Origin of the sequence: Fodinicola acaciae (assembly GCF_010993745.1) — a bacterium.
Lineage (GTDB): Bacteria > Actinomycetota > Actinomycetes > Mycobacteriales > HKI-0501 > Fodinicola > Fodinicola acaciae.
In genome coordinates this window covers 1,548,525-1,574,142 of record NZ_WOTN01000003.1, presented here as the reverse complement: position 1 = coordinate 1,574,142, position 25,618 = coordinate 1,548,525, and the positions used below count along the sequence as shown (strand labels likewise).

General features: G+C 69.0%; 29 protein-coding genes. 11 read left to right on the top strand and 18 right to left on the bottom strand.

Going from position 1 to position 25,618, the window contains the following annotated elements; translation table 11 throughout:
- Positions 1–129: 129 nt before the first annotated feature.
- A complete protein-coding gene (locus GNX95_RS33625; protein WP_163511673.1) occupies positions 130–624 on the bottom strand; it encodes a GNAT family N-acetyltransferase in 495 nt (164 codons plus the stop codon).
- An 87-nt stretch (positions 625–711) separates the two neighbouring features.
- Between GNX95_RS33625 and GNX95_RS33620 the strand changes: the two genes are divergently transcribed.
- From GNX95_RS33620 to GNX95_RS33610, 3 genes are all read left to right on the top strand, one after another.
- Entirely contained in the window at positions 712–1,107 is a 396-nt protein-coding gene (locus GNX95_RS33620) for a hypothetical protein (RefSeq protein ID WP_163511672.1), read from the top strand.
- Between the two features lie 50 nt (positions 1,108–1,157).
- Positions 1,158–1,949, top strand: a complete 792-nt coding sequence (locus GNX95_RS33615) for a hypothetical protein (protein WP_222854109.1) — start codon at positions 1,158–1,160, stop codon at positions 1,947–1,949.
- A 90-nt stretch (positions 1,950–2,039) separates the two neighbouring features.
- Positions 2,040–3,200: a permease gene (locus GNX95_RS33610; RefSeq protein ID WP_163511671.1), complete on the top strand. Its 1,161-nt coding sequence runs from the start codon at positions 2,040–2,042 to the stop codon at positions 3,198–3,200.
- Here GNX95_RS33610 and GNX95_RS33605 read toward each other — a convergent pair.
- The 3 genes from GNX95_RS33605 to GNX95_RS33595 form a co-directional block, all read right to left on the bottom strand.
- On the bottom strand, positions 3,194–4,024 hold the full coding sequence (locus tag GNX95_RS33605) for an NmrA family NAD(P)-binding protein (RefSeq protein WP_222854108.1): 831 nt from the start codon (positions 4,022–4,024) through the stop codon (positions 3,194–3,196). The genes GNX95_RS33610 and GNX95_RS33605 overlap by 7 nt on opposite strands.
- 4 nt (positions 4,025–4,028) lie before the next feature.
- Complete coding sequence (locus tag GNX95_RS33600; RefSeq protein ID WP_163511670.1) at positions 4,029–5,873, bottom strand: elongation factor G; 1,845 nt, start codon at positions 5,871–5,873, stop codon at positions 4,029–4,031.
- A 92-nt stretch (positions 5,874–5,965) separates the two neighbouring features.
- Positions 5,966–8,182: an ATP-binding cassette domain-containing protein gene (locus GNX95_RS33595; protein ID WP_163511669.1), complete on the bottom strand. Its 2,217-nt coding sequence runs from the start codon at positions 8,180–8,182 to the stop codon at positions 5,966–5,968.
- A 45-nt stretch (positions 8,183–8,227) separates the two neighbouring features.
- Between GNX95_RS33595 and GNX95_RS33590 the strand changes: the two genes are divergently transcribed.
- Both GNX95_RS33590 and GNX95_RS33585 read left to right on the top strand, forming a co-directional pair.
- A complete protein-coding gene (locus tag GNX95_RS33590) occupies positions 8,228–9,160 on the top strand; it encodes a helix-turn-helix transcriptional regulator (RefSeq protein WP_222854106.1) in 933 nt (310 codons plus the stop codon).
- 55 nt (positions 9,161–9,215) lie between these two features.
- Positions 9,216–10,178 carry an alpha/beta fold hydrolase gene (locus GNX95_RS33585; RefSeq protein WP_163511668.1) on the top strand — a complete coding sequence of 321 codons (963 nt, stop codon included), beginning with the start codon at positions 9,216–9,218 and terminating at the stop codon, positions 10,176–10,178.
- Positions 10,179–10,241: 63 nt separating this feature from the next.
- Here the strand turns inward: GNX95_RS33585 and GNX95_RS33580 are convergent, their stop codons facing one another.
- Positions 10,242–10,631, bottom strand: coding sequence for a RidA family protein (locus GNX95_RS33580; protein ID WP_163511667.1), 390 nt, complete (start codon positions 10,629–10,631; stop codon positions 10,242–10,244).
- Between the two features lie 70 nt (positions 10,632–10,701).
- On the opposite strand from GNX95_RS33580, the gene GNX95_RS33575 reads away from it, so the two are divergent.
- Together GNX95_RS33575 and GNX95_RS33570 are read left to right on the top strand one after the other, a co-directional pair.
- Entirely contained in the window at positions 10,702–11,595 is an 894-nt protein-coding gene (locus GNX95_RS33575; protein WP_163511666.1) for a LysR family transcriptional regulator, read from the top strand.
- A gap of 350 nt (positions 11,596–11,945) precedes the next feature.
- The gene (locus tag GNX95_RS33570) at positions 11,946–12,563 is read left to right on the top strand and encodes a DUF4126 domain-containing protein (protein ID WP_222854185.1); all 618 of its coding nucleotides are present in this window, start codon (positions 11,946–11,948) and stop codon (positions 12,561–12,563) included.
- Here GNX95_RS33570 and GNX95_RS33565 read toward each other — a convergent pair.
- The 7 genes from GNX95_RS33565 to GNX95_RS33535 form a co-directional block, all read right to left on the bottom strand.
- Positions 12,537–13,076: a hypothetical protein gene (locus GNX95_RS33565; RefSeq protein ID WP_163511664.1), complete on the bottom strand. Its 540-nt coding sequence runs from the start codon at positions 13,074–13,076 to the stop codon at positions 12,537–12,539. The genes GNX95_RS33570 and GNX95_RS33565 overlap by 27 nt on opposite strands.
- A 63-nt stretch (positions 13,077–13,139) precedes the next feature.
- Positions 13,140–14,018, bottom strand: a complete 879-nt coding sequence (locus GNX95_RS33560) for an SRPBCC family protein (protein WP_163511663.1) — start codon at positions 14,016–14,018, stop codon at positions 13,140–13,142.
- Positions 13,948–14,571 carry an ArsR/SmtB family transcription factor gene (locus GNX95_RS33555; protein ID WP_163511662.1) on the bottom strand — a complete coding sequence of 208 codons (624 nt, stop codon included), beginning with the start codon at positions 14,569–14,571 and terminating at the stop codon, positions 13,948–13,950. Before GNX95_RS33555 ends, GNX95_RS33560 begins: the two co-directional genes overlap by 71 nt.
- Before the next feature lie 149 nt (positions 14,572–14,720).
- Positions 14,721–15,833, bottom strand: a complete 1,113-nt coding sequence (locus GNX95_RS33550; RefSeq protein ID WP_163511661.1) for a hypothetical protein — start codon at positions 15,831–15,833, stop codon at positions 14,721–14,723.
- Between the two features lie 3 nt (positions 15,834–15,836).
- Positions 15,837–16,355: a DUF4365 domain-containing protein gene (locus GNX95_RS33545; RefSeq protein ID WP_163511660.1), complete on the bottom strand. Its 519-nt coding sequence runs from the start codon at positions 16,353–16,355 to the stop codon at positions 15,837–15,839.
- Between the two features lie 88 nt (positions 16,356–16,443).
- Positions 16,444–17,262, bottom strand: coding sequence for an alpha/beta fold hydrolase (locus tag GNX95_RS33540; RefSeq protein WP_163511659.1), 819 nt, complete (start codon positions 17,260–17,262; stop codon positions 16,444–16,446).
- A gap of 35 nt (positions 17,263–17,297) precedes the next feature.
- Complete coding sequence (locus GNX95_RS33535) at positions 17,298–18,140, bottom strand: PHP domain-containing protein (protein WP_222854105.1); 843 nt, start codon at positions 18,138–18,140, stop codon at positions 17,298–17,300.
- 55 nt (positions 18,141–18,195) lie between these two features.
- On the opposite strand from GNX95_RS33535, the gene GNX95_RS33530 reads away from it, so the two are divergent.
- Positions 18,196–19,068: an LLM class flavin-dependent oxidoreductase gene (locus tag GNX95_RS33530; RefSeq protein ID WP_163511658.1), complete on the top strand. Its 873-nt coding sequence runs from the start codon at positions 18,196–18,198 to the stop codon at positions 19,066–19,068.
- Positions 19,069–19,135: 67 nt separating this feature from the next.
- Entirely contained in the window at positions 19,136–19,726 is a 591-nt protein-coding gene (locus tag GNX95_RS33525; protein ID WP_163511657.1) for a TIGR03086 family metal-binding protein, read from the top strand.
- On the opposite strand, the gene GNX95_RS33520 is transcribed toward GNX95_RS33525, so the two are convergent.
- The 4 genes from GNX95_RS33520 to GNX95_RS33505 are packed head-to-tail and all read right to left on the bottom strand — an operon-like array spanning position 19,711 to position 22,577.
- On the bottom strand, positions 19,711–20,481 hold the full coding sequence (locus tag GNX95_RS33520) for a carboxymuconolactone decarboxylase family protein (RefSeq protein WP_163511656.1): 771 nt from the start codon (positions 20,479–20,481) through the stop codon (positions 19,711–19,713). The genes GNX95_RS33525 and GNX95_RS33520 overlap by 16 nt on opposite strands.
- On the bottom strand, positions 20,472–21,662 hold the full coding sequence (locus GNX95_RS33515) for an RNA polymerase sigma factor (protein ID WP_163511655.1): 1,191 nt from the start codon (positions 21,660–21,662) through the stop codon (positions 20,472–20,474). Before GNX95_RS33515 ends, GNX95_RS33520 begins: the two co-directional genes overlap by 10 nt.
- Positions 21,662–22,024, bottom strand: a complete 363-nt coding sequence (locus tag GNX95_RS33510) for a YciI family protein (protein ID WP_163511654.1) — start codon at positions 22,022–22,024, stop codon at positions 21,662–21,664. Before GNX95_RS33510 ends, GNX95_RS33515 begins: the two co-directional genes overlap by 1 nt.
- A 58-nt stretch (positions 22,025–22,082) precedes the next feature.
- On the bottom strand, positions 22,083–22,577 hold the full coding sequence (locus GNX95_RS33505; protein ID WP_163511653.1) for an FBP domain-containing protein: 495 nt from the start codon (positions 22,575–22,577) through the stop codon (positions 22,083–22,085).
- Between the two features lie 61 nt (positions 22,578–22,638).
- Here GNX95_RS33505 and GNX95_RS33500 point away from each other — a divergent pair, with 61 nt between their 5' ends.
- Complete coding sequence (locus GNX95_RS33500) at positions 22,639–23,202, top strand: TetR/AcrR family transcriptional regulator (RefSeq protein ID WP_163511652.1); 564 nt, start codon at positions 22,639–22,641, stop codon at positions 23,200–23,202.
- A 5-nt stretch (positions 23,203–23,207) separates the two neighbouring features.
- Here the strand turns inward: GNX95_RS33500 and GNX95_RS33495 are convergent, their stop codons facing one another.
- On the bottom strand, positions 23,208–24,125 hold the full coding sequence (locus GNX95_RS33495; RefSeq protein ID WP_163511651.1) for an EamA family transporter: 918 nt from the start codon (positions 24,123–24,125) through the stop codon (positions 23,208–23,210).
- A gap of 72 nt (positions 24,126–24,197) precedes the next feature.
- Here GNX95_RS33495 and GNX95_RS33490 point away from each other — a divergent pair, with 72 nt between their 5' ends.
- Entirely contained in the window at positions 24,198–25,106 is a 909-nt protein-coding gene (locus GNX95_RS33490) for a LysR family transcriptional regulator (protein WP_163511650.1), read from the top strand.
- Here the strand turns inward: GNX95_RS33490 and GNX95_RS33485 are convergent.
- Positions 25,094–25,483 carry a VOC family protein gene (locus GNX95_RS33485; protein WP_163511649.1) on the bottom strand — a complete coding sequence of 130 codons (390 nt, stop codon included), beginning with the start codon at positions 25,481–25,483 and terminating at the stop codon, positions 25,094–25,096. The two genes, GNX95_RS33490 and GNX95_RS33485, sit on opposite strands and share 13 nt — an antisense overlap.
- Between the last annotated feature and the right edge of the window lie 135 nt (positions 25,484–25,618).

Below are 25,618 nucleotides of genomic sequence, written 5' to 3'. Positions count from 1 at the left end.
GTTTGATGTCCTGTTGACCAAGTACTACTCGGTCAGGCCGTCTCACCTGCACGGTGGCCCACAGCAGTCACACCAGCACCGTCCCCACAACGCCACGCCCGCCACCCGTTGGGAGGCCATGCGGCGAGCTCAGAGCGCGAGCCGTAGGCACGCGCGCGGCCAACGGTCGAGGCCGTGCGCCGCCTCGCGTGCGCGGATGGCGCGCAGCTCAGGACCGATGTCGGTCATGCGTACGAACCCCAACCGCTGGTAGTACGGCACGTTCCACGGCACGTCGACAAACGATGTGAGCGTCAGCGCCGGACATCCGCGTGCGCGAGCCCAGCCAGCCACCTGCTCGATCAGCGCTCGACCGATGCCGCGCCGCGCCGACTCGGCGCGTACGGACACCTGCTCGATGTGCGCGTTGCCGTCGACGAGGTCCACGATCACGTACGCGACCGGCTGGCCGTCCTCCTCGAAGACCCAGGCACGACCGGCGTCCGCGTACGCGCGCAGGTCGGCCAGCGACGGCGGCTCGTCGCCGGCGATCTCCGGCATGCCGAGGTCCGCGAACGGCTGACCGGCCGATCGTTCGATGTCCTGCAGGACCTCCAGATCGTCCTCGCGGGCCACTCGGATCATCAGCCAAATCTACGTTCATACGAGGCCGGCCGGCGCGTTGCCAGCGCCAGGTGACGCGCGTGCGGCCGGTTCCGTAGGCTGGTGGCGATGACATCGAGCGAGCCCCGCACGCGCGTCGGCGCGGTGGTGTTGCTCGCGCTCGTTTTCGGTGTCCTGGCTGGTCTTTACGGCATGCACGTGGCGGCCGGCGATCCGCTCACCGGCTGTCACGGCGGCTCGATGGCCAGTGACGTCCATCACGACATGGCGCCGGCGAGCGGCGACACGGTCACGCCGGCGGCGCCTGACGACCGCGCGAGCGCGACCTGCACGCCGTCGATGCCGCGGCTGTTCGACTGGGCCGCGCCGACCTTCCTCTTCTCCGCCTTCCTGATCGTCGCCGGCCTGGTCACGGTGACGTTGCTCGTACGGACACCGCGCGCCCGCCCGCCGCCGCGCGCCGGCCGCTGTCTGCTGCTCAGCATGTGTGTCAGCCGGACGTGATCAGCGACAGCCACCTGTCCTGATCACTACGTCCGGAAAGACGACCAAAAATGAAGAAGTTCCTGGCCGCGACGGCGGCCGTCATCGTGCTGGCCGGCTGCGGAAACGCGGCGCCGGCTCCGATGGACCACGGCATGGACCACGGCATGGACCATGGCGCGATGGCGTCCGGAGACGGCCTGTCCGCCAGCTCCGGCGGCATTCGCCTCGCGCTGAAACAGAAAACCATCGGCTCGACGTCGTTCGCCTTCCAGATCCTCGGCGCCGGCGGCAAGCCGGTCACCGGCTTCGACGTGGACCAGACCAAGCGGATGCATTTCTATCTGATCCGCTCCGACCTGACCGGCTTCCAGCACGTACATCCCGAGATGGCCGCCGACGGCACCTGGTCGGCGGCCTTCGCGCCGCCGCTTCCCGGCAGCTATCGCGTGTATGCCTCCTTCAGCACGAAGAACAAGCCGTTCGTCCTCAGTGACACGGTTTCCGTCGCCGGGCAGGCGAAAACCGAGCCACTGCCACCGGCCGCCACGACGACCACCGTGGACGGTTACACGCTGACCGTCGACCGAGGCGAGACGCTTTCCATCACGGTCAGCAAAAACGGCAAGCCGGTCACGGATCTGCAGCCATATCTGCAGACGTACGCGCACCTGACCGCCTTCCGCGCCGGTGACCTGGCCTTCGCGCATCTGCATCCGCAGGGCATGGCGGCCAGCGGCAACGGCGGACCGAAGCTGTCGTTCGACGCGAGCCTGCCCAAGGCCGGCGACTGGCGGTTGTACGTGCAGTTCCAGACCGCCGGAAAGCTGCACACCGCGGCGGTCACGCTCCAGGTGAGCTAGCCAACGGATGCGGTGACTGGCATCCGGGTGTAAGGTCGGCTCCGGCGTACCCCTAGGGGGTATGTCGGAGTCGCTGGAGGGAGACCGATCATGGATGTCGCAGGCCAGGCGATCCTCAGGGCGCTGGCGATGGCCGGGTCGATGACCTGGGAGATCCTGTGGGCCCTGATCCTGGGGTTCGTGCTCTCCGCGGTCGTGCAGGCGGTCGTCCGGCGCGCGACGGTCGTCCGGCTGCTGGGCGACGACCGGCCGCGTACGCTCGCGATCGCCACCGGTCTCGGCGTCGCCTCCTCGTCCTGCTCGTACGCGGCGGTCGCGCTGGCCAGGTCGTTGTTTCGCAAAGGCGCCAACTTCACCGCGGCGATGGCCTTCGAGATCGCCTCCACCAACCTGGTGATCGAGCTCGGTGTGATCCTGGCGCTGCTGATGGGATGGCAGTTCACCCTCGCCGAGTTCGTCGGCGGTCCGGTGATGATCGTGATCCTGGCCGTACTTTTCCGGATCTTCCTGCGAAAGAAGCTGCTGGAGAAGGCGCTGGAGCAGGCCAACCGCGGTGTCGCCGGCTCGATGGAGGGTCACGCCGCGATGGACATGAGCATCGCGATGGACGGCACACTGTGGAAACGGCTGCGGTCGGCGCAGGGAAGCACGGCGGTGTCACACATTTTCGTGATGGAGTGGGCCGCGGTGTGGAAGGACATCGTCGGCGGCCTGCTGATCGCCGGCGCGATCGGTGCCTGGGTTCCTGACAGCTTCTGGAAGACGTTTTTCCTTTCGGACAACGCGACGCTCGCGGCGATCTGGGGACCGATCGTCGGTCCGCTGGTCGCGGTGGTGAGTTTCGTCTGCTCCATCGGAAACGTGCCGCTCGCGCTCGTGCTGTGGAACGGCGGCATCAGCTTCGGCGGCGTGGTCGCCTTCATCTTCGCCGACCTGATCATCCTGCCGATCATCAACATCTACCGGAAATACTACGGACTGAAGATGGCCGCGATCCTCACCGGCGCTTTCTATCTGTCGATGGTGCTGGCCGGCTATCTGGTCGAGCTTGTTTTCGGCGCGCTGCAACTGATCCCGGCGCAGCGCGGCATGACCTTGATGGAGACCGGCATCAGCTGGAACTACACCACCTGGCTCAACATCGCCTTCCTGGTCCTGGCCGCGGTGCTGGTCCTCCGGTTCGTACGCACCGGCGGCCTCCCGATGCTCCGCATGATGAGCGGCTCACCGGATTCCACCCACTCTCACTGAAAGGCGGCGGCGTGGGTGGTGCACCAGTCGCGGAAGGTGCGCGGAGGCCGGCCCAGGATGTCGGAGACGGTGGGGAGAACGGGGGACTCGTCGAGCGCGCCTTCGACGTAGAAGTTGAAGAAGGCGTTGACATATTCGACCGGCATGGCCGCCGTCATCTCTTCGCGGGCCTGCTCGTTGGTCAGACCGACGAACGAGATGTCGCGGCCGAGCACTTCGCCGAGAATGCGCGCGCGATCGGCCGGCAGCAATGCCCCCGGTCCGGTCAGCCGATACGTCTGGCCCTCGTGGCCGCCGCCGACCAGCGCGGCCGCCGCGACCGCGGCGATGTCGGCCGGGTCGATGACCGCGGCCGCCACATCGGGAAACGCGGCGCGTACGGTGTCGGACTCGGCCAGCTGCGATGTCCATTCGAAGGTGTTGGACATGAACGCGCTCGGCCGCAGGATCGTGTATGGCACACCGGACGCACGTACGGCCTGCTCCGACCGCGCCATGTAGGCGGTGACGGCGTTGTCGAGGTTGTCGAGGCCGGCCGAGCCGCCGGACAGCTGCACGACGCGTTTCGCGCCGGCGTCGCGGATCGCGGCGAGCAGTCCGGTCATGTCGGCATAGCCGCTGAGCACGAACGCGCCGGTGATGCCCTCCAGCGCCGCCGCCATCGACGACGGGTCGTTGAGATCGCCGACAGCGACCTCTGCGCCTTGGAACACCGGTCGATTTTCGTTACGCACCAAGGCGCGCGGCTTGCCACCCGCGGCGGCCACCGCGCGCACCACCTCGCCACCGACATTGCCGGTCGCACCAGTCACCAGAATCGTCACCGGATCACCGTAGAGCGTCGCGTGGTTGTCCGGCAACGCGCCGAAATCCGGCGAAACGCGTCCGAAGCACGCCTTCGCCCTGAGAGGCGCTGGGCAGCTGCCGCTCGAAATCGTGCACCCGGCCGGCCGGAATCACCCCTTCCAGCAGGCAAACTCCATCGCGTACGACGGTTTCCCGCGGCTGCGCACCGCATTCGGCGAGCCGCCCGAGCACCGCGGCGAGCGTGCCGTCCGGCACTTCCAGGTCGAAGTGGTGCATCGGCTCGTACACCTGCGTGCCGGCGGCCTCCAGCGCCTGGCGCAGCACGATCGGTGTCAGTTGGCGGAAATCTCCGGCAGTGCTCACCGGACTCCAGAAACCGCTGTGCGTGAGCGTGACCGTGACATCGGTGACTTCCCAGCCGAACAGGCCGTGTCGCAGCTCGTGGCGTACGGTTTCCTCGATGGCGGTGTGAAAAGACAGCGGCAGCGACCCCAGCTCCACCTCCATCCGATAGTCGACGCCCTCGCCTGGCTCGACGCGAAGGCCGATGCCGGCGGGGAACAGGATCGGTCCGTGCCGGGTCAGCTCGTGCAGGCCGTGACCGACGCCGGCCGGCCGCTCGACGTGGATCGTCCGCGTTTCGGCGAAACCGACCTCGACGCCGAACTCGGTCGCCAGCTGGGAGGCGATGACTTCCTTCTGCACCTCGCCGTAGAGACGTACGGTGATGACGTTGTCGTTTCGCCGCACGGCGATCAGCGGATCGCGGTCGGCCAGATTCTGCAGTGCCAGGAAAAGTCCGACCGAGTCGGCCGCGGTGACGACGGTTTCCAAGGTGGGCGGCGCGAAAGCCGAGTCGGCGCCGGCGCTGGCGAGGCCGATCTGGTCGCCGATCCGGATGTCCGGCAGGCCGCCGAGTTTGACGATCTGACCGGCCACCGCGTGCGTGGCCGGCACTGCTCCGCCGTGCTGGAAGACCTGCAGCGAGGTCACTTTTCCCGATCCACGCTGCCAGTCGACCCGCTGCCGTGTCCTGACGGAGCCGGAGAGCACACGTGCGTACGCCAGCTTCTCGCCGGCCGGCGACCGCTCGATTTTGAAGATACGCGCGGAAAGCGGACCGCTGTTGTCGCCGTCGGCCGCCGGGAGCAGGTCGTGGATGCCCTCGATCAGCGCCTCGACACCGGCACCTGTCACGGCCGAGCCGAAGAACACCGGCCGCACCAGGCAGGCCGCCGTCTGCCGGGCCAACTCGCGCCGGTTGTCAGCGGCGTTGATCTCGCGTCCGTCCACATAGGACGCGAGGAGTTCGTCGCTGTTCTCGGCAAGCGTCTCGACCCACCGGTCCGGCGCGATCGCCGTCGTACGCGCCGACCGCGTGCCGACGTCGGCGACGGCCGACATCGGCACGCCGACGACACCGAGTTTCCGCTTGATCTGCGCCAGGATCTCCGCGTACGCGGCGCCGGTCCTGTCGATCTTGTTGACGAACAGCAGCGTCGGGATCCGCAGGCTTTCCAGCGTACGCAGCAGAATCCGGGTCTGCGGCTGCACGCCTTCGACCGCCGAGACGACCAGCACGGCGCCATCGAGCACCCGCAGGGCACGCTCGACTTCGGCGATGAAATCCGAGTGACCGGGCGTGTCGATGAGGTTGACGGTCAGCTCGCCGATGGTGAAGGACACCACCGCCGACTGGATCGTGATGCCGCGCTGGCGCTCCAGCTCCAGCGTGTCGGTCTGGGTCGTGCCGCGGTCGACGCTGCCGATCCGGTCGATCACGCCGGTCGCGTGCAGCAGTCGCTCGGTCAGGCTGGTCTTGCCGGCGTCAACATGTGCGAGAATTCCGAGGTTGAGAGTCTTCACGTCCTGTCCACAGGCAGAGGGCCGGATGGTTGCTCGTCATCACCTGTGCGGACTGGCGCATCTGGACTCCTTCTGACCGTGGTGGGCAGACGCTAACCGCGCCGGCGCCGGTTGTCACCCGATTTACGCAGGTGCTCGCCGGTCAGCGAGTGACCGGCGCGGACGAGATCGACCGGCGTGCCTTGGAAAACCACCTGGCCGCCGCGCCGGCCGGGACCGGGACCGAGGTCGATGATCCAGTCGGCACGGGCGATCACGTCGAGGTTGTGTTCGATGACGACGACCGTACGGCCGCCGTCGACCAGCCGGTCGAGCAGCGCGACCAGACCGTCCACATCGGACATGTGCAGGCCGGTCGTCGGCTCGTCGAAGACGTACGTGCGGCCGGAGTGGCCGAGCTCGTCGGCAAGTTTCAACCGCTGCCGCTCGCCGCCGGACAGCGTGTTCAGCGGCTGTCCCAACGAAAGATAGTCCAGGCCGACCTCGATCAGCCGCTCCAGCACCGCGCGTGTCGGCGGCTCGTCGAAGACCTCGCACGCGTCTCGTGCCGTCAGTTCCAGCACCTGACCGATGTCGAGTCCGCGACATCGGTAGCGAAGCGCGGCCTCGGTGAACCGGCGGCCACGACACTGTTCGCACACGCTGACCATCGGATCCAGGAACGCCAGGTCGGTGTGGACCAGGCCGAGCCCGTGGCAGCCCGGACAGCCACCTTCCGCGTTGGGACTGAAAAGTCCGCTGCTGACACCGTTTTCCTCGGCGAACAGCGTGCGGACGCGGTCCAGAACGCCGGTGTAGGTGGCGATGCTCGACCGGCGTGAGCCGCGGACCGCGCCCTGGTCGATGACGACCGCGTCCGGCAGATATCCGCGCACCAGCGTGCTTTTCCCGGAGCCGGCGACGCCGGTGACGACCGTCAGCACTCCGGTCGGCACGTCCACGTCGACGTTGTCGAGATTGTGTTTGTCGGCACCGCGGATGGCGATCGCACCGGTCGGTTTACGCACCTCCGCACGCAATGACGGCCGTCTCCGCAGATGCCGGCCGGTTGGCGTGTCGGCGTTTACCAGGCCGCGTACGCAACCTTCGTACACCACCTCGCCGCCGGACGGTCCGGCACCCGGTCCGAGGTCGACCACGTGGTCGGCGGCCTCGATGACGTCCGGATCGTGCTCCACGACCAGCACGGTGTTTCCCTTGTCGCGCAGGTCTTTCAGCAGGCCGACCAGCTGGCCGACATCGCGCGGATGCAGGCCGATGGTCGGCTCGTCGAAGATGTAGGTCATGTCGGTGAGACCGCTGCCGAGGTGTCGCACCATCTTCACGCGCTGCGACTCGCCGCCGGACAGCGTCGTCGTCGGCCGGTCCAAAGTGACATAGCCCAGGCCGATGCCGACGAGTCTTTCCAGCTGTGCCAGCAAAGCGGTGGCGACAGGGCCGGTCCAGGCGCGTACGACCTCGGCCAGATCAGCGGCCTCCATCGCAGCGCAGTCGGCGATGCTCAGACCGTCCACTTTGGACTCCAGCGCGGCCGCGTTGAGCCGCGCGCCGCCACAGTCGGGACAGATCGACTGCGTGACAACGCGCTCGAAAGCCTGCCGTGTCCGGCCTTTCAGCGACTCGGGGTCTTTCGGCAGCCAGATACGTTCGAACCGGTGCAGCAGTCCTTCGTAGTTTTTCGGCGGGTCCTCGACGCCGTGCAGGAACGCGTCCCATTCGGCGCCGTCGTACGCGGCGAGCGGTTTGTCGTTGTCGAACAAGCCAGAGTTGGCGAACGTACGCCACATCCAGCTGCCGGTGTCGAAGGTCGGAAACCGGATCGCGCCGTCGTTCAACGAAAGCCGGCGATCGACCAACTGGTCGAGGTCGATCGTGCGTACGCGGCCGATTCCGTGGCAGCGCTGGCACATGCCGGCCGGCTCGTTGAAGGAGAAAGCGTTGGAATATCCGGCAAAAGGACGGCCTTCGCGCGACCACAGCAGTCGCATCAGCGGATGGATGTCGGTGACCGTGCCGACCGTCGACCGCGAGTTGCCGCCGAGGCGGCGCTGGTCGACGACGATCGCGGCGGACAGGTTGTCGATGCTGTCGACATCCGGCTGGCCATAGCGCGGCAGCCGGTTGCGGACGAAGGTCGTGTAGGTCTCGTTGAGCTGGCGCTGCGACTCGGCCGCGATCGTGTCGAACACCAATGACGACTTGCCGGAGCCGGACACGCCGGTGACCACGATGAGCTGGCGTTTCGGCAGTGTGAGGTCGATGTCCTTGAGGTTGTGCTCGCGCGCTCCGCGCACGGTGAGGTGAGCCATGAGTCGTACGCTATGAGCGGTTGTGGCCATATAATGACCACAATTATGAACGGTCCGAGCGTACGGATGCTGGAGCTGCTGTCGCTGTTGCAGGACGGCCGCGGCTGGTCCGGTGCCGAGCTGGCCCGCCGGCTGGCGACCTCGCCGCGTACGCTGCGCCGCGACCTCGACCGGCTCAAGGAGCTCGGCTATCCGGTGGTGTCCGAGCGCGGTCCCGGCGGCAGCTATCGGCTGGTCGCCGGGCGCGCGATGCCGCCGTTGCTGCTGACCGACGAGGAGGCGGTGGCGACCGTCGTCGGCCTGCGATTTGCCGCGTTTCCGCAGGTGGAGGGCGTGTTGCGCAAGCTCGAGCAGGTGCTGCCGGCACGGCTGCGCTATCGCGTCGAGGCGCTGGTCGCGTCGACGGAGACCGCGTCGCGACAATCAGGCCTTGACCTGACCGTGCTCCAGCGGCTGAGCATGGCCGCGTACGCGCGTCAGGACGTGCGGTTTTCCTACACCAGCCGGTCGGGGGAGAGCAGCGTGCGGCGGGTCGAGCCGTATCGGCAGCTGCTGCTCGGCCGCCGCTGGTATCTGCTCGGCTGGGACGTGGATCGGGCCGGCTGGCGGACCTTCCGGCTGGAGCGGATCGCCGAGCTTTCTGTTCCGGGCAGCACATTCCGGCCGCGCGAGGTGCCGGACGAGCCGGTCAGCTTCGTACGGCCGGGTCCGCGCGTCACCGCCGAGCACGCGGTCGTACGCTTCGGCGCTCCGGTCGAGGTCGTGTCGGAGCGGCTGGCGGCCGAGGCGGGGTCGCTGGAGGCGATCGACGCCGGCTCGTGTCGTTATGTGACGGCGGCGGATCAGTGGGACTGGCTGGCGACGACGGTCGCGATGATCGGCGTGCCGTACCGGATCGAGGGGCCGCCGGCGCTGGTCGACCGTACGCGCGAGCTGGCCGCCCGGATGGTGGACGCGACGAAGAGTTTCGTGGCGTAACGATGGCTGGAGGTCCGGCGCGGGACTGTCGGAAGCCGAGAGCAGAATCGTTGTCATGACCGAGATCAGGCACCGCACCATCGACGCGAACGGCCTGCGGATGGCCGTGGCGGAGGCCGGCGAAGGCCCGCTCGTCGTGCTGCTGCACGGCTTTCCGGAGAGCTGGTATTCGTGGCGGCACCAGCTGGTCGCCTTCGCCGAGGCCGGCTTCCACGCGGTCGCGCCGAACCAGCGCGGCTATCCCGGCACCGACCAGCCGGCCGACATCGCCGACTACACGATCCTGCATCTGGTCGGTGACGTGGTTGGCCTGATCGGCGCGCTCGGTGCGCCGGACGCGTTGGTCGTCGGCCACGACTGGGGCTCGCCGGTGGCCTGGAACACCGCGCTGCTGCGGCCCGATCTCGTACGAGGCGTGGCGTCGCTGAGCGTGCCGGCGACGCCCCGGTCGCCGGTGCCGCCGCTCGGTGTGATGACCAAGCGGTTCGGCGAGCGCTTCTACCAGAACTACTTCCAGGCGCCCGGCGTGGCGGAGGCGGAGCTGGAGGCCGACCTGACCGCGACCTTCGGCCGGCTGCTGGTCGGCGTGTCCGGCGACAGCCCGCAGATCCGCGAGCTGATCGTGCCGGACGGCGGCTTCGCGGCGATCTGGCCGGAGCCGGAGACGCTGCCGGCCTGGCTCACGCGCGACGACATCGCCACGTACGCGCGCGACTTCGCCACGACCGGCCTGCGCGGTCCGCTCAACTGGTATCGCAACATCGACCGCAACTGGGCCCTGACCGCCCCGTGGTCCGGTGTCAGGATCGCGCCGCCGGCGCTGTTCCTTGCCGGCGACCGCGATCCGGTGCTGCACTGGTTTGGCGCGGAACAGGTGGCCGCGATCCAGCAGTTGGCGCTGGCCGACCTGCGCGAGTCGCGGCTGCTCGCCGGCGCCGGCCACTGGCTGCAGCAGGAGCGGCCGGCCGAGGTCAACGCCGCCCTGCTCGCATTCGCCAGCAACGTGACAGCGCTCTGACAGTGCCGCGCCGTAGGCTGGAGATCAGCGGCTGGCCGGGTGACCGCTCCCTCCCTCGGCAGGTCATCCGGCCACCGCTGTCACCTCGACCTCCAGCAGCGCGCCGGGTTTGAACAGGCGGGAGACCTCGACGGTCGTGCTGGCCGGTGCGTGCGGAAACAGCCGGCGGCGTACGGTGCCATAGCCGGGCAGGTCGTCGAGGTCGGTCATGAACGTCCGGATGTGCGCGACCTGCTCGAAGCTGGAGCCGTGCGCTTCGAGGATGCCGCGGACGAGCTCGAAGATCCGTTCCGACTGCGCGACGATGTCGCCGTGGACCTCGCCGTTCTCGTCGGCGGCGATCTGGCCGGAGAGCACGAGCAGCGCGCGGTCGCCGAGGTCGATGCGAGCGACGTGCGCGTACGGTCCGGCCGGCGCCGGCACTGTGGTGGGGTTGTCGAGAGTCAACGTCATGGCTTCAGTGAAGCTCGTGGTCTGCCATGCGACAAACGAGTCTTTGGCATGGCTGGCATGCTGTCTTAGCATGCAGATCGAATCGCTCGAAGTCTTCTGTGTGGTGGCGCGGCAGGGGTCGATCACCCGCGCCGCCGAGACGCTGCGCTACACGCAGTCGGCGGTGTCGCGGCAGATCGTGGCGTTGGAGACGCAGGCCGGTGCGCGGCTTTTCGACCGGCTGCCGCGCGGTGTGGCGCTGACCGAGCAGGGTCGCGCGCTGTTGCCGCACGCGGAGGCGATCGTCGAGCGGATGACGATCGCGCGGCGCGAGCTGGCCGCGGTCGGGGAGGTCGGTGCCGGCCGCGTACGCATCGGCGCGTTTCCGACCGCGGTCGCCGCGCTCGTACCGCGCGCGATGGCCGCCTTTCGCGAGGCACATCCCGGTGTGGCGTTGTCGCTGGTCGAAGGCATCACGCCGCGGCTGCTGGATCGGCTGGCCGCCGGCGACGCCGACCTCGCCGTGGTGAGCGCGGTGCCGGACCAGCCGCTGGACGCGGACCGCTTCGACCTGCACCACCTGCTCGACGAGCGGATGTTGGTGGCGGTGCCGCGCGATCACCGGCTGGCGGCGCGCAAGACCGTACGGCTGGTGGAGCTGGCCGACGACGCCTTCGTGGTCGGCCGGCCGGCGCCGGGGGACACCCTGCTGCGTGCCAGCCGGGCGCCTGGCTTCGCGCCGCGGATCGACCTGGTCGCGGCGGAGTGGACCGGCAAGCTCGGCTGCGTCGCCGCCGGCCTCGGTGTCGCGCTGGTGCCGGCGCTGGCCGTACGCATCGCACCAGCCGATCTCGTACTGCTGCGGCTGCACGCCGACGATGTCGCCGAGCGCCGCATCTTCGCCGCGACTCTGGCCGGCCGTAGCCGGCCGCCGGCGGTCGTACGCATGCTCGCCCACCTCGATGCCGTAGCCGCCACCCTCTGACGCCCCCGCCGCCTTCTGCCGCGCGCCGTGGCACTCGGTCGCATCCTCGCCAAAACTGTCGGCCGCCCCCGGAAGAATTGAATTCGGGGGTCCCCCGGGGCCCCTGGGGGACCGAGGTCCCCTGAAGCCAGTCTTCCAGCCGCCACCGACAGTTTCGGCGACCAGCCACCGACGGGACCCAGATGCACGCAAGGCCACCATGCGTGCGTCGGATGCGCGCATGGCCACCATGCGTGCGTTGGGCGTGTGCATGGCCACCATGCGTGCATCCCGACCGACGTAACCGACCCGGCTGTGGCGTAAGCATGGGAAGCTCTTAGCCAGGCAGGCGAGCAAGAAGGACGACCATGATCGAGGCGCTGACGGGGACCGGGCTGGCGGCCTCCTCCGGCATGAACGCGTATCTGCCGCTGCTGGCGGTCGGCCTGCTCGGCCGGTTCACCGACGTGATCACCGTGCCGCCGGGCTGGTCCTGGCTCGAGAACCCGTGGGTGCTCGGCATCCTCACGGTGCTGCTGGTCATCGAGTTCGTCGCCGACAAGGTGCCGGCGATCGACCACGTCAACGACATCATCCAGACGGTCGTACGACCGACCAGCGGCGGCATCACGTTTGGCGCGGCGGCCAGCGGTGAGACGTTCACGCTCGCCGACCCGTCGACGTTCTTCCAGAACGGCAACTGGCTGCCGGTGGTCATCGGCGTGGTCGTCGCGCTGTTCTTCCACGGCGGCAAGGCGGTCACCCGCGCGGCGGTGAACGTGACGACGGCCGGCGTCGGCGCGCCGGTGGCCAGCCTGATCGAGGACTTCGTGTCGGTGGTGCTGGTGCTCGTCGCGATTTTCGTACCAGTGCTGGTGATCTTCTTCATCGCGGTGATGGCGCTGTTCTTCTTCTGGGCTTTCCGCCGCTGGCGTCGCCGCCGCGCGGCGAAGCGCGCGAGGCTAGCGGCGACGGTGCCGGCGAGCTAGCCGCAGCGCCTCCTGCGCGGCCGGCGACTGCGCGGCCTGTACGGCGGCGGCGCGCTGCTCCTCGTACGTACGCTGCCGCTGCTCGTGCTCGGCGGCGGCTCGCGCGCGCTCGGTGGCCTCGGCGGCGGACGGCGGCGGGATCGGCTGGCCGGAGGCGGGGTCGCGCCAGCTGTCCAGCCGGTTGCGGGTCCACTGCAGGATCCGGCTGGCACCCCACCTCAGCAACGGCGGCTCGCCGTCCTGCGCCTCGCCGTCCGGACCGGTCTCGATCGCCTCGACCAGGTCGCGGGTGGTGTAGCCGGCCAGGAAGTACGGCTGGAACAGCGCCATCAGGTCGCGTACGGACAGCTGCCGCAGCACCAGGTTTTCGTGCCGCAGCCAGGCGCAGGCGGCTCGCACCTCGGTCTCGCCGCGCGGCACGCGGGTCGCCGGCCAGCGGGCCGGCACCCGGTATCGGCGCTCCACCGGAAGCTCCAGCCGCGGAGCGCCGTCGCCCGATGGGACGGGGAGCATGCCACCAGGATGCCCGCCGTGCCGGCCAACCACCCGTTATCGCACCTCGACCGGCGTGTCGCGTCAGCCGTACGTGAGCAGGTCGGCGTCCAGGCCGTCGACCGCGATCTGCTGCCAGACCGGCTGCCAGCCGGGGATCTCGTGATAGCGGCGAAGCTCGGCCAGGCCACCGAGCCAGCCGAGCCACGCGCCGTACGGCGGCTGGCCGGAGTCGAAGCCGCTCTGCACGAACGTCAGCCGCGTCCTGCCGCCCGAGTCGGCGAGCTCCCAGCTGGTGACCTGCTCGTCCGGCCACCTGATCACCATCTTGCGACCGGGTTCCAGCTCCAGGATCTTGCCGTACTCGCCGCCGGCGTCGAAGCCACCCATGGCCCACCGGCCGCCGACCCGCGGCTCGATGCCGACCTTGGCGCCGAACCACCGCGCGAAGACCTCCTCGTCGGTCAGCGACTCGTACACCTCTGCCGGGGTCGCGTCGATCAGCACCTCCTCGCGCATGACCGGCGAGGTCAGGTCGCCTTTCGGCGTGAGGTCGCGGCCTTCCACGTGATCGACCAGGTTTGCCAGCGCCAGAGCCCAGAACGTGTGCACGATGGCGCGGTCGCCTTTGCCGGCGAGCATGTCGGCGAAGGACGGCATGTCGGACTGCGTGAGCGTCAGCTCGGTGGTGTCCGGTCCGGCTTCGGCGAGGCGGATGTCGACGGTGGTGTCGATGTCGTCCAGCCGCCAGACGAACCGCAGCGACCGGTCGTCGGCGTGCAGCAGCCGCTGTCTCGGCTCCAGGCCCGGCGTGTAGCGGCCCCAGAACGCGTACCGGTCCGGCAGCTCCACCTCGGCGTGCTCGGACAGCCACGCCCGCAGTTGGACCGGGTCAGTCAGCGCTTGGCGGACCGTCGTCAGCGGAGCCTTCGCACGCAGGCGCAGTGTCATCGGCTCGGTCATCGTGGTGCTCCTTGGGATAGCAGGCGACGGCGAGCTTGAACGCGTCTCCTTCGGCGCCGCCGTAACGGGTGAACAGGTCCTGCAGCGTGTGCTTGAGGTCGTCGAGAAACGCCTGGCGGTCCTCCGGGCGTACGTGGATCTCGCCGGACACGCCGATCGACGGCAGCTCCGGCCGGGTGCGGTCCAGCGCGGCCACATCGGCCTGGATCTCCTCGGTCAGATCCAGCAGATAGCCGAGGCTCAGCTCGTCCCTCGCCCGGCGCAGGCCGCCGATCCGGCCGACCAGCCGCGGCGAGAGCCAGTACGAGCGGGCCGTCGCCTGGTAGACGCCTTCGCTGATGCCGCGTACCCGCCGCTCCGACACCTGGCTCACCAGACCCGCGTCCACCAGGCGTTTCACGTGGTAGTAGACGCGCTGCGGGGTCAGGTCGAGGCGGCCCGCGACCTCCGTGCACGAGTGCGGCTCGGCGAGCTGCCGCAGCACGTCGATGCGCGGCTGCTTGAGCAGCGCCTCGGCCTGCTGGATCTGCTCCAGGTACATGACATCTCTCATCGCACAAAAAAGTCTGTACGTACAAATTCTTTTTGTCAATACTCCACGGCCGACGACGCGATCGGAATCCGATTGCGTCGTCGGTGGGCGTCGGTCGGCGCAGCGCGCGGCTGCGCCAGCTTGTCTTCGTCGCGGGTTCTCGCGACGCGTCAGGCCTGCACCGTTCGTACGCTGTCGACCCGGCTGATCTCATAGCGCCGGCCGGTGTCGCGCAGGCTGCCGGTGACGCGCAGCAGCTGGTCGTTGGCGTGCGCGGTCAGCGCGACGTCGTACGCGCGCGGGTCGAGTCGCACCGTCACGCGGCCTTCGCGCCGGCCGACGCCGCTGGCCTCCAGATCGCCTTTGAGGGTCACCTTGCCGAGCTTGTCGGTGCGGCCGCGGTGCAGCTCGACGACCCGGCCGATGACGATCGCCGACTCGGTCACCGGCAGCGCGCTCAGATAGCCGCTGGCGCGCCGCAGCGTGCCGATCGCGCGTTGGTCGAACCGCAGCGACGGCGTGTCGTGCTCCACCGGCTGTGCCTGGGCCCAGCCGAAGCTCAGCTCGTACGGACTCTGCCGCTCGCCGCCGATCGCCGCGAGCGCGGCACACAGGTTGGCTGAGACGCCGTCGCCGACCCGCTCGTTGAACTCGGACAGATCGTCGCCGTGCACCTCGTCGGCGGCCTCCAGCGCCGAGCTGCTGGCCTGGTAGAGGAACGTCATCACGTCGCGGCTGGACACCAGCGGTACGACGTCCGGCGCCGGCAGCGGCACCTCGACCCGCAGCACATAGCTGCCGTCCGCCGGCTGGCCGAGCCGCACCTGGTCGACGAACTCCTGCGCGCGCTCGCGAAACGGCTTGCGGGTCGGCAGCACCGGCGGCCGCTCGGGCAACACGGCGGCGGTCGCCGCCGCCAGCAGCAGGTCGCTGACGCCTTTGACCGCCAGATAACCCTCCAGCAGCGGGACCGCGCCGCCAGGCAGCGTACGGACGTGCAGCACGTCGATCCGCGACGACAGCAGATCCTGCAGGACCGCGCCGACCGACCGGCGCTCGACCGCCGAGAGCGTACGCGCGATGTCACCGACCCGGCGCGGATAGTCGAGCAGGTCGGACCGCTCCGGCACCAGCACCTCGGCCTGGCCATCGCGCAGGTCACGGGTCCAGATCACCGCGCGCGCGTATTTTCCTGCTTCCTGCCAGCCACGTGAGCGCAGGTACGAGACGAGGTCGGTGAGGTCGACGAAGGCGAGCTCGTTGGCGGTCAGTCCGGCTATCACGGCTCACACCCCCATCCTGGTCGGCTCCCCGGACGCCATCAGGCCAACCAAGGCATCCACCGTGAGCAGGTTCTTCTCCGGTATCGGCACCGACACCCTGCTGTTCGGAGCCAGCGTGACCGGATCGTGTCGCTCCAGTGACTGCCAGTAAGCGGCGTGACGGAGCCGCGCCGCATCGTGGTCTACCGAAATGTACTCTCGGTAATCGTCAGGCACAATGACCACGATGAGATAACGCGGCAGCGCGAAGTGGTCTCCGGCGAGTTCGTTGAAGTGTCGCGCTCGCAGATGGTAACGCCAGTAACCATCCCGCAGCCGCGCGCGCCGCCGGGCCCACGACTTGACCTGCACCTCGATCTTCGGATGCCGCTGGGTGCCGAGCGCGCCGGGGTAACCGAGCGTGAAGTCGGTGCCGTCCACATCCAGGTCCGGCCGCGCCACTGTGAGACCCGCCGCCGACGCGAGTACGCGCACGAACGACTCGCCGTACAGGCCCTGGTGCTGGCTGCGGTCGAGTGCCAACGGTCCTCACTTGGTGTAGGTGGCCGTAGATCAAATAGTAAGCGCTGACCGCACATATGTACGGACGGTCGTCGATGTTGGTCGATGTTCATCCGCTGTTTCGCCGCGATCGGCTCTCCTGGCCGGCAAGGAAGTCCAGCAGCGTACGGTTGAAGATTTCCGGCTGCTCAAGGCTGATCATGTGGCCGGCACCGGGGATCAGCACCTTGCGGCCACGCTTTCCGAGTCGTTCGGCGATGTCCTCGATGTCGGTGGCGTCGAGGTCGCCGACCATCGCGAGCACCGGCACGGCGACCTCCTCCAGCCGGTCGATCGCCCGCACCTCACGCATCGACTGGAAAGTGGCCATGATGTTGTGCCGGCTGGCGGTTTCCGCGGCCAGCCGCCGGCAGAGCTCGCGTACGGCCGGGTCGACCTGGTCCGGCGTGCGGCGCGGACCGTCGACCCACATGCGCAGGAAAATCTCGAGGCCGTCCTCGACCGTCGTCACGGTCGCCAGCCGCTGGTTGAGCGCCACGATCGCCGGATCGTGGATGTCCATTCCGCTGGCGCCGCCGGCGACCGTCACCAGCGCCGCGGTCCTTTCCGGACAGGTCAACGCGAAGTCGACGCCGGTCCGGCCGCCCAGCGAGTTGCCGACGATCGTGACGCGGTCGATGCGGAGAAAATCCAGCAACTGCCGCAAATCCTCGTACGGCCGGTATTCCTCGGTCACGACTGACGACCGGCCGTGACCGCGAGCGTCGAAGCGTACGACCCGGTGCGTCCTGGCCAGCAGCGCGAACTGTTCGTCCCACATGCGGTGGGTCAGAAAGCCCGCGTGCGACAGCACGACTGGCCGGCCCTCGCCGGCGGATTCGTAGTAAAGCTCGCCACCGTCGACCGCGGCCATCCCGGAATCAGTCATGTTTTTACGCTAACAAAGGAGTGCGGGGCGTTTCCTCACGCCGACCAGACGTCGTACGGATGACGGCCCGGCCGGAAGCCGTGCGCCTCGACCATTGCCGCGGCCTCAACGAAACCCTTTGCGATAGCCTCCGGCGAATGCGCGTCGCTTCCGAAAGTGACCGCTTTCCCGCCTTCTTCGCGCCACCAGCGTACGAGGCCTGCACTAAAAGGCATTCTTGTGTTGACTTCCAAGGCACGATCGGCGTCGGCGAGTACGCGCAGCGCGTGCCGAAACTCATCCTCGAAGTCCGCGATGTCGAAAGGGCCGGCCTCGGCCGGCCAGTAACGTATCGGATAGTTGATGTGCGCCAGCACGCCAAACGCGTCCGACTCCGTTATCAGCCGCGGAATTTCGGCGAGATATTCGCGCACCACCTCGGCTGCCGGTCGGTGCGCGAACAGGTGTGGTGGCTCGGAAAACCGCTCGCCGAACGGCAGGCAGTGCAACGAACCGAGCACGCGGTCGAACTGCCCGGCCCGCAGCAGCCGCGCCGCCTGTTGCTTGTGCCAGTGCGGTTCGCCCATTTCCAGACCGCTGATGATGGGCAGGCTCGGAAACCGGTCGCGGCAGCGTTGCAGGCAGTCCAGATATCCGTCGACGTCGAACGGCGGCGGATTCAGTACGCCGTCCACGATCAGGTTGTCCAGATGCTCGACGACGCCGGCCGGCAGGATCCAGCTGGTGTGGTCGGCGTGCTCGGTGAACGCGATCGCCGGCAGGCCGATCTCGACCGCTCGCGCGCACGTCCGCTCCATCGAACCGGCCGCCGCGTCCCACGACCATTCGCTGTGCACGTGACTGTCGGCCGGCAGCGTCGGGCCCGCATCCGTTGGCACGCCAGCAATCTAACCCGGTTGTCCGGGCGATTGCAGGTCAGGTAGGAAGGAGCGCATGACATCGATTGGTGCCGTGTGTCGTCCGCAGGTCCCGCCGGAGCAGCTTCGCGATGTCGTACGCGCGGCCGACGACGCCGGCCTCGAACAGCTGTGGTTGTGGGAGGACTGCTTTTTCCAGGGCGGCTTTTCCTCCGCCGCGGCAGCGCTGGCGTGGACGGAGCGGCTGCGGGTCGGTGTCGGTGTCATGCCGGTGCCGCTGCGCAATGTCGGCCTGATGGCAATGGAAACCGCGGCGATGCACCGGATGTTCGGCGGCCGTTTCATTCCGGCGATCGGTCACGGCAACCAGCCGTGGATGGCGCAGGTGTCGGCGCGCGTCGAGTCGCCGCTGACGCTGTTGCGTGAATACGCGAACGCGATGCGCGCGCTGCTGCGGGGCGAACGTGTCACGACCGATGGACGATACGTGAAACTCGACGATGTCACGCTCGACTGGCCGCCGTCTTCGGCGCCGGCCGTGCTGGCCGCGGCGGTTGGGCCCAAGACGCTGAAGCTCGTCGGTGAGGTCGCCGACGGCACGGTCCTGGACGCCAGCGCACGGCCGGACACCGTACGCCGGGCGCGCGAGCTGATCGACGCCGGCCGCGCCGCCGCCGGCCGCACGGATCACCACGAGATCGTCGTCTACCTGCACGCGGCGACCGGTCCCGACGCCAGCGAACGGATCGCCGCCGAGCTGAAAATGTGGAAGGAACGGCCGATCGAGGAGTACGCGGACGGCGTCACCGCCGAGTCCGTGGCGCAGGCCGCGCGCAACCTGGTCGACGCCGGCGCGGACACCGTGGTCCTCGAGCACACCTCCGAGGATCCGGACCTGCCGGCCTTCGTACGCTTCGCCGCGACCGAGGTCAGGCAGCTGGTGAAATAACGACGTCGAGTTCGGCCACGGCCGTTCGTCCTTGGACCGTACGAGTGTTCCCGACCAAGGAGTGCAGATGCAGACCGCCACAGCGTACAAACGCGCGCAGGATGGCTTCGACACGGTGCTTGCCAAGATCGGCGCCGACCAGTGGGACCAGCCGTCGACGTGCGCGGAGTGGACGATCCGCGACGTCGCCGGACACGTGATCTGGGCGCAGCTCCAGCTGCGCGCCTGGGCCACCGGCGAGGAGTTCCACTCGGCGACCGGCTTTCCCGGCTCGCCACATCCCGGCGAGCTGACCGGTGACGATCCGGTGGCGACTTTCCGGGACGCTCGTGAGAAAGCCGACGCGACGCTGACCGACGAGTCGCTCCGCCGGATGCTCACGCTGCCGGGCCTCGGGACGCTTCCGGTCGCCGGCATGGTCGAGCTGCTGGTGACCGACTTCCTGGCGCACAGCTGGGACATCGGCCACGCGGCCGGCCTGGACGTACGGCTGGACCCGGAGCTGTTGCCGGGGGCGCTGGAGTGGTCACGGGAGCATCTGGGTGGCTCGCGCCAGCCGGGCTATTTCGGGCCGCCGGTCCCGGTCGCCCCGGACGCCGACGAGCAGACCAAGCTGCTCGCCTTTCTCGGCCGCGAGCCGGGTCAGCACCTGTCATAACTGGCGAGCGCGGCGCCGGTCGCGGCGGAGGCGGTGGTCTCGAAGATCTCGTCCTCGCTGTGGCCGGCGCCTTTCAGGTCGTCGATGGTCGTCTCGGTGATCTTGTACGAGGAATCCCTGACCAGAGCCGCATAATCGGCCAGCTCCGGCGGCACGGGACGTACGAGCCGGCGCAGCTCACCGACCGGATCGGCACTCCGGCCGCCGGTCACGAAACCCGGCATCCGATAGCGAAACCGGTGCAGCGCACGCGTGCCGGGCTCCAGCTGTCCGTCGCGGAGCAGGAAACCGAAGGCGTTCCCCATCCGGTTGACGATGTTCCAGATCAGGTTGACGTTCAGCGCCTCGGTGATCGCCTGGTCCGGCAGCTCCGGACGCGTCACCGGCTCGTCCGGCCGCATGCTCACCGATTCCAGGAAAGTCAACGCGGCGGCCAGTTCCGGGCGTACGGAGCTGGCGTCGAGCTGACCGTCGGAGGCGAGCCGCACCAGCTCGGTGTGCGTCTCGATGCAGAACGGACACTGGTGCCAGGTCGCCGTCTTCGCCGCCATGTATTCGCGCTCGCCGGCGGTCCAGAAGGACGGCCCGCGCATCGACATGGCCGCGAGCGACAGCACCGGCCGGCCGAGGATTTCCGGGCGGTACAACAGCATCTTGAGCACGTCGGCGGTCTCGGTGCCGGACATCCGGGAGGTCATCCCCATGAACATCCGCGCCGGCAGGCGGTGTCCGCGGTCGAGCACTGTCAGTCGCATCTCTCGTCCAGTTCTATCAGTCTGCGAGCCAAAAAACGTCGTTCGGCCGGCTGCCCGGCCAGCTCGTGCGCGCGCCGGTAGGCGTCGGCGGCCTCCTCGCGCCGGCCGAGGCGGCGCAGGAAATCCGCGCGTACGGCGTGAAAAAGGTGGTACGAGCTCAGGTCGAGGTCGTCGACGAGCGCGAGGCCGGCGGCCGGACCGTCGAGCATCGAGACCGCGACCGCGTGGTTGAGCGCCACCACCGGCGACCGGTCGATCGCCAGTAATGCCTTGTACAGTCCGCAAACGCGGCTCCAGTCGGTCGGCGGTTGCGCGTGCATCGCGGCGATCGTCGCCTGCAGCACGTACGGTCCGGCCGTGCCGTGGCGCAACGCGCGGTCGAGGACGCCGATGCCTTCGGCGAGCTGTTTTTGGTCCCATCGCGCCGGATCCTGGTCGTCCAGCAACACCAGGTCGCCGGACACGTCGTAGCGAGTGGCGCTTCGCGCGTCATGCAACGACATCAGCGCGACCAGACCGAAGACCTCGGCCTCGTCCGGCATCAGAGTCGCGACCAGCTTTCCGAGCCGGATCGCCTCCGCGCGCAGTTCGCCGTCGTCACCGGTGTAGCCGTGCGTGAAGATCAGGTAGATGACCGCGAGTACGCCGGACAGCCGCTCCGGCAGCCGATGGTCCGGCGGCACCTCGAAAGACGCGCCAGCGTCGCGCAGCTTGCGTTTGGCGCGTACCAGCCGCTGCGCCAAAGTCGTTTCGCCGACCAGAAAAGCGCGGGCGATCTGCGCCGCGGTCAGTCCGCCGACGACCTGCAGTGTCAGCGCGACGCGCGCCGGCATCGCCAACGCCGGATGGCAGCACGCGAACAGCAGGCTCAGCCGGTCGTCGCCGACGCTCACCAGGCGGCTCGGATCCAGGTCCATCGGCACCACCTCCCGGGTGGCCGCGGCCTGCTGCTTGCGGCGGCCGACCTCGGCGCGGCGGATCCAGTCGACGCCGCGGTTGCGCGCGACCGTCACCAGCCAGCCGACCGGATCGTCCGGCGGCCCGGCCGCCCAACTGGTCATCGCCTGCGCGCAGGCCTCCTGCAGGGTCTCCTCGGCCAGCTCGACGTCCCCCAGCGCGCGTACGAGCGCGGCCAGCATCCGCGTGCGCTCCGCGCGATACACGCGCTCGACGGCGTCCATCAGGGCCGGTTGTCGACCTCGGGCACGACCGCGAGCGGACGCACCTCGACCGACCCCATCGCCGCGAACGGACACGCGGCTGCCAGCTCCAGCGCCTCATCGAGGCTGGCGCAGTCGAGGAGGTAGTAGCCGCCGAGGTGCTCGTGCGTCTCGGCGAACGGCCCGTCGGTCATCAGTGTCTGGCCGTCCCGCACGCGTACGGTCGTCGCCGTCTCGACCGGTTTCAGCGGATCGCCGGCGACCAGGACACCGCGCCGCCGGCACTCGTCGGCGAAGGCGTTGATCCTGGCCACCGCCTCCTCGAAGCCGGCCTCGCCGGGACCCGGCGGATGGCATCCGTAGATCAGCAGCATGTATTTCATCCGCGCTCCTTTCCGTCCAAGGACGAACAGCCTGGCGCGAACTCGACACCTCCGCCAGTCAGTCCACGACTCGCCTGACGAAGCCGGACAGGTTGGCCAGCGTACGGTCGGCCTTCTCGGCGACCGTGAGCGATTCCGGTGGCCGGCCGCCGAGACCCACCGGTTTCTTGCCGCGCAGATAGAGCGAACAGGCCAGGTCGGTGCAGATGTACGTGCCGACCGAGTTGCCCTGCGCGCCGCCGCGACCGGCTTTTCGAGCCGTCATCAGGGAAACCCCGTCGCCGCCGTGCGTGGTCAGGCACAGCGAGCACATGTTGCGCCGCCGCTGGCCGGCCGGTGCGGCCGCCTTGCGCAGCGCGACGCCGACGTACCCGTCGCCGGACTCCATCACCAGATAGGCACGGTCCGGCGCGCCGGGGTCGCGCCAGCCGAGGAAGTCCAGGTCGTCCCACGGCCGCGCGTCGAGGTCCTTGGGGACCGCCAGTCGCTTCGCCTCGCCTTTCGTGCAGTTGACGAACGAGTCGCGGATCTCGCGTTCGGTCACTGGTCTCATGCCATCGACGTTAGGTAGCCTAGAGACATTAGGCAAATGGTTAAACCTGCTAGGAGAGTGGATGCCGCGCGCTGGAGTGACCGCCGAACGTCTCACCCAAGCGGCGGCGGAGCTGGCCGACGAGATCGGCTTCGACAACGTCACGGTCTCGGCGCTCGCGCGCGGCTTCGGCGTCAAGGACGCGAGCCTCTACTCGCACGTACGCAGCCTGCAAGAGCTGCGTACGCGCGTGGCGGCGCTGGCGCTGACCGAGCTCGCCGACAACGCCGCGGCCGCGTTGGCCGGCCGCTCGGGAAAGGAGGCCCTGGTCGCCTTCGCCAACGCCTATCGCGACTATGCGAAGGCGCATCCCGGCCGCTACGCGTCCATACTGCTGGAGCTCGGCCCGACCGTGGCCGGTCCGGCGACCCGGCACTCCGAGCTCACGCGCGCGATCCTGCGCGGCTATCGGCTCGCCGAGCCGGACGAGACCGACGCCGTACGACTGCTCGGCAGCACCTTCCACGGCTATGCGAGCCTCGAGCAGGCCGGCGGGTTCGCGCAGACTCCGCGCGCCGCGGACGCTTCCTGGTCACGCACGCTGGACGCGCTGGACACACTCCTGCGTAACTGGCCACCGCGCTGACAGTCTCAGATCAGCACTTCTTCGGCGGCGGCCTCGCTGCTCGCGAGCGTACGGCTCACGCCGCGCCGCAGTGAACCGAGCAGCACGCCGACGACGACCAGAGCGGCGCCGGCCAGCTCCGGGATCGTCACGCTCTCGCCGAGGATGACCCACGCGGCGCTCATGCCCACGACCGGCACCAACATCGAGAACGGCGCGACGACGCCGGCCGGATGGCGGGTCATCAGCCAGGTCCAGATGCCGGAGCCGACCACCGTACCGATCACCACCGTGTACGCGAGCCCGGCGACCGCCGCGATGCCGGCCGGGCTGGCCAGCGAGGCGAACGAGGTGCCGATCCGCGCCGGTCCCTCGACCAGCAGGGAGACGCCGAGCATCGGCAGCGGAGGCACGACCGACATCCACATGGTCAGGTGGAACGGCTTGTCCGGCTCGGCCTGCCGGTTGCAGATGTTGCCGATCGCCCAGCCGAGCGCGGCGGCCAGTGCCAGCAGGAACGGCAGCACGGTGGCGTGCTCGGCGCGCTGCCAGCCGACCACCGCCAGGCCGCCGACCGCGACCAGGATGCCGACGACCTGGCGTCCGCTCAGGCGTTCGCGCAGGAACGTCGCGCCGAGCACGACGGTGAACGGCGCGGATGCCTGCAGCACCAGCGACGCGAGGCCGGCCGGCAGTCCGGCGGCCATTCCCCAGTAGAGGAAGAGAAACTGCAGGACGCCGAAGCCGACGCCATAGCCGATGAGCCAACGCGGCCGTACGCGCGGACGGGGCACGAACAGGATCGTCGGGATCGCGATCAACGCAAAGCGCAGTGCCACCAGGAACATCGGCGGAAACTGCTGGAGCGAGGCGTCGATCGCGATGAAGTTCAAACCCCACATGACGGCGACGGACAGAGCGACGAGGCGGTGGCGCATAGGCATGCCGCTATGTTCATCCGAGCCGTACGTTAAGCACAATCAATAAATGAGACAGGCACTCTGTAGTCTGGCTTCATGGATACGCGGCATCTCGAGCTGCTCCGCGAGTTGGCCGAGCGCGGCAGCGTCACCGCCGTCGCGCAGGCGACCTTCCGTACGCCGTCTGCGGTGTCTCAGCAGCTCAAGGCGGCGCAGCGCGAGTTTGGCATGCGGCTGGTCGAGCCGTCCGGCCGCGGCCTGCGGCTCACCGAGGCCGGCCGGCTGCTCGCCGACGGCGGCGCGAGCGTGGCCGCCGCGATCGAGCGCGTACAAGCCGAGTGGGACGCGTTCCGCGGCGGTCCCGCCGGCACGGTCACGATCGCCGCGCTGCCGAGCGCGGCCACCTTCCTGTTCGCCGGCGCGATCCGCGAGCTGGCCGGCTCGGCGATCACGCTGCGGTTCAGCGACTTCGACATCGCCGAGGCCGAGTTCGCCGGCCTGGCCGCCGACAGCGACATCGTCATCGCGCACAGCCTGGCCGGACCGCGGCCGGCCGGCACAGAGCGCCTCACCGTCGTATCCCTGGCACGCGAACCCCTCGACGTGGCGATGGCCGCCGACCATCCGCTGACCGTACGGCCGGCGCTGACCGCCGCGGACGTGGTCGACGCCGAGTGGATCGGCGTACCGGAAGGCTTTCCGTTCGACAGCGTCCTGCGGGCCATCGAGCAGGCGACCAGCGCCGAGCTGCGGATCGCGCAGCGGCTGCGCGACAACCGGCTGATCGAGTCACTGGTCGCCAGCGGCCGGCAACTCGCCATCCTGCCGCGGTTCACCACTCCGACCGATTGCGGCCTGGTGCTGCGGCCGCTCACCGACATTCCGTCGACGCGCCACGTGTCGGCGATCATGCGGCCGGACAAAGCCGAGCGGCTGTCCGTGCAACGCGTCCTGGGCGCCCTGCTCGCCGTCGCCGCCGACGTACAAACGCGTCACACCGGCTGACCCGGATGCCGTTCGATGGCCGGAGCCCAGTGAGGTCGCGGGATGAGGCAGAACGGATGTCCGGCCGGGTCGGCGTAAACGTCGGTGCCGGTGAGCCTGGTGGCTCCGAGAGCGATCACGCGCTCACCGGCCGTTTCCGTGTCGTCGACCATGATGTCGAGATGAAACTGCTGGCTCGACGCACTGTCCGGCCAGACCGGCGGCCGATGGCCTGGCGCTCGCTGGAACGCCAGACCCGAAGTGGTGTCGTTGTCGGCGACCACGACCCAGTCGGCGCTGCGATAGGTGACAGGCTTCCCCAACAAAGCCGAATAGAACTCCGCCAACACCGAAGGATCGGGACAGTCGATCACGACGTGATGCATCCGTCCGATCATCGACGCCCCCTTCGTTGGTCCTCGCGTACGAAGGTGCGCGCCAAGGCACAACCGTTCAACACGCCGAGCCGCTGCTGCGACCGGCCCTCAGAGCCGGCCCATGGCGCTGCGTGTCCAGCGACCACCAGGTGCCGG